This is a genomic window from Bradyrhizobium sp. LeoB3, from assembly GCF_055456055.1.
In genome coordinates this window covers 1-2,779 of the sequence record NZ_JBVBEF010000239.1, presented here as the reverse complement: position 1 = coordinate 2,779, position 2,779 = coordinate 1, and the positions used below count along the sequence as shown (strand labels likewise).

General features: G+C 58.0%; 3 protein-coding genes and 2 pseudogenes. 4 read left to right on the top strand and 1 reads right to left on the bottom strand.

Annotation, left to right across the window (positions count from 1 at the left end):
* The first annotated feature begins 386 nt into the window (after positions 1-386).
* Together ACZXDY_RS45325 and ACZXDY_RS45320 are read left to right on the top strand one after the other, a co-directional pair.
* A pseudogene (locus tag ACZXDY_RS45325) lies at positions 387-673 on the top strand (PilZ domain-containing protein).
* A gap of 43 nt (positions 674-716) precedes the next feature.
* Positions 717-923, top strand: a complete 207-nt coding sequence (locus ACZXDY_RS45320) for a cold-shock protein (protein WP_464349941.1) — start codon at positions 717-719, stop codon at positions 921-923.
* Here the strand turns inward: ACZXDY_RS45320 and ACZXDY_RS45315 are convergent.
* Positions 909-1,100, bottom strand: coding sequence for a DUF2934 domain-containing protein (locus tag ACZXDY_RS45315; protein WP_464349940.1), 192 nt, complete (start codon positions 1,098-1,100; stop codon positions 909-911). The genes ACZXDY_RS45320 and ACZXDY_RS45315 overlap by 15 nt on opposite strands.
* A gap of 888 nt (positions 1,101-1,988) precedes the next feature.
* Here ACZXDY_RS45315 and ACZXDY_RS45310 point away from each other — a divergent pair.
* Both ACZXDY_RS45310 and ACZXDY_RS45305 read left to right on the top strand, forming a co-directional pair.
* A pseudogene (locus tag ACZXDY_RS45310) lies at positions 1,989-2,096 on the top strand (co-chaperone GroES); the annotation flags it as partial.
* 130 nt (positions 2,097-2,226) lie between these two features.
* Positions 2,227-2,619: a hypothetical protein gene (locus tag ACZXDY_RS45305; protein ID WP_464349939.1), complete on the top strand. Its 393-nt coding sequence runs from the start codon at positions 2,227-2,229 to the stop codon at positions 2,617-2,619.
* Positions 2,620-2,779 lie beyond the last annotated feature (160 nt).

Below are 2,779 nucleotides of genomic sequence, written 5' to 3'. Positions count from 1 at the left end.
CATCGGCCTTGACGCGCTGAAGTCATGCCGCCTGCCCAGGCTCTTTCGCAAGCTCCTGCCGCGACGAACCAAACCCGCTTCTTGGCGCTGATCCTTGGTCCGACTGATCGCTTGACGCCATCAGAGGGTCGGCTGTGCGAACATGCCGCCGGTCCGGCTGCGCCCGCGCGGTGATTGCAGCGCTCAGTCCGACACATCGGGCGCCTGTCAGCGGGGGATGGTCCTCCGCTCAGAACAGGAGCCGCATCAATGTCCCTCAAAGACGCACATGCCTTCCCGATCAATTCACATTGATCGTACCGAGAGGCAAAATTTACTCGTGCACTGTGACCAGGCGCAAGGGTAGCGGTATCGGTGTTTCGTTTATTTGAGCTAGAGCTGTGGCGATGGAGCAGCGCAAGTCGCGGCGGGTCATTTTTGAGCGGGGGTTTGCCGCACACATGATGGCGATCGATGGCACTTGGCATCGGACCTGTAAGTTGGAAGACGTGTCCGGCACAGGAGCAAACTTGCTGTCGAAGGCCTTCAACTGAGAGAATTCTTCTTGCTCTTGTCGTCGCCGTGGCTTGCATATCGGCGTTGCGAGCTAGCCTGGCATCGGGTTTTTGAAGAAAATGTGACGCTGGGCTTTTGCCGCCCAAAGTTCGGGAGTTGCGGCTGCGCCTCCGATTGATCTAGATACCAAGGTGTGGTTTTTCTTTTTTGGAGCTAATGACGTGGCGATAGGGACTGTTAAGTGGTTCAACCCGACTAAAGGCTATGGGTTCATTGCGCCGGACGGCGGTGGCAACGATGTATTCGTGCACATCTCGGCAGTGGAGAAGGCAGGCTACACTTCGCTCGCTGAAGGCGTGAAGGTCAGCTATGAGCTGGTAACCAATCACAGCGGCAAACAAGCGGCAGAAAATCTACGTCTGGGCTAAGCCGCGGTTAGTCCGTTTAAGCTCTTCCTGCCGCTCGGACTGTTTCTTATCGAGTGCCTCCTGCAATTCTTGCAGCGCTTGAAGATAGAACTCCTCATCTCGTCCCGCAGGCATTCCAGCTTTCTCCCAAAGCTCGTATGCCCTGCGGTCAATATCCTTTTGAGCTGGTCTCGCCATCGGCCCCTCCGTGGTGCCCTACGTCCTGACAATCCGGGAGTTATGACGTGTTGCCAGGCGGCTTCGGGACGGGTGCCAAGGTTTGCTTTGTCAACCGGACCTTCTATTGCTGCTCTTTGGGAACGGCCCCGGTCGATTGATCGGGCGGCCCCTGAGGAGCAGCACCCTCGCCGGTAGTTGTTGATCTCAACTCTGACGCCGCCGTACAGTCACCTGCCCAGAGCTTTGTGCCCTTGACCGTACCGACGAGCTTGCAGCCCATTGGTGCGCTAGGCTTTGCTTCAACAGCCGGTTTCCCGGCAACGGTTGGTCTCCTTGCCGGAGGAGCAGCCTGAGCGAGCGTCGCGTCCGATACTACGGTTAGTGCGAATGCCAAGGCGGCTGTTGCGCCAATAGTACCGCGAATGCCCATCTAATTTTCTCCTCTCAAACACCGGCCTCTATGGTGGTCGCAGGGGAAGCCCTTGTCTAGCGGCATCAACGGACCATCAATATTGCCGCGGCCTGATCTTCTTTGTCCGCCCGCGCGCAACGATCCGGAGCGCCTCATCCGGCACCGGTCGCTGCAACGCTTTCGCCCCATCCCATGGCGCGCGCATCGGTCCAAATGCCTGCGAAAGCGAACAGTGGCCGGTCCTCGTTCAGCGCAAACCACACCACGTCTTTACTTCTTGGTCTCCGGGTTCGGCTCCGGCGCGTACTCCGCAAAGCAATTGGCCGGGACCCAGGCAACGGTTGTCCGGCTTCACGCCATCAACTTAAGCGCACACGCGCGAGAAGGGCCGAACCTCTTGCGCCCCGGTGTCACTGGTATACGTGAGAGCAGTTAGCACTCGCTCGTTGCGACTGCCAACCAGAAAATATTCACAAAAGGTCAAGGAGGACTGTATGCAATTCCGTCCGCTTCACGATCGCGTCGTGGTCGAGCGCATCGAAGCTGAAGAGAAGACCGCTGGCGGCATCATCATTCCCGACACCGCCAACCGAAAGCCAGCATGCGCGGCAGCGGTGGGCGGTCGGGCTGTTGCCGCTTTGCCGATGTTTGTGTCGCGCACTGTTTCCGAATGTTTCTGATTGTAAACAGCGTTTTTAATATCAGGAATAGATTCGGCGCAGGTGGCACGCCATGACGTTGATTCAAAAATTGCGACGGAAGCTGTTGCCACCTTGTGACGTGATCGAGGGCTACGAGAACGAGGAATTGGTCGACACGATCTTTCGCAAGACCATTATTACGATCAGGTGGGCGAATGAATTGAGCAGCACGCGGCTGAAAATTGTTGGCGAGATTCTTGCCAAGCACGGGCCGATGACGGCAGAAGCCATTGTGCGGGAGATGCTGAAACTCGGCCATGACGTGTCCATTCACGAAACGCTGCCCGGCAAAGTCTCTGCGCTTCTCATAAGTCTGTGGCGGCTGGAAAAAGCCGGCATCCTCGCGCGTGAAGGCAAAGGCCAATCGGCGCTGTGGCGGATCAAGACATCACAAACGCAACCGCCGTACTCGCAAGCGTCATGATGACCCGACTTGCTATAGTCCATGGGCAGTGCCAGCTGGACGCGGGCGGTTCACCATGGCGGCCGATGAACGCCGCCAATGGCTCCGGGATCTCGCCGCGCTCGGCGCACCGCTGGCTCAGCTCGATGGCGATCTCTCCGAGGTCAAGCAGCACCGCCTC

Bases quoted from the DNA above. Each gene is read 5' to 3' on its own strand.
- ACZXDY_RS45315 (WP_464349940.1), bottom strand. From the start codon at position 1,100: ATGGCGAGACCAGCTCAAAAGGATATTGACCGCAGGGCATACGAGCTT.
- ACZXDY_RS45305 (WP_464349939.1), top strand. From the start codon at position 2,227: ATGACGTTGATTCAAAAATTGCGACGGAAGCTGTTGCCACCTTGTGAC.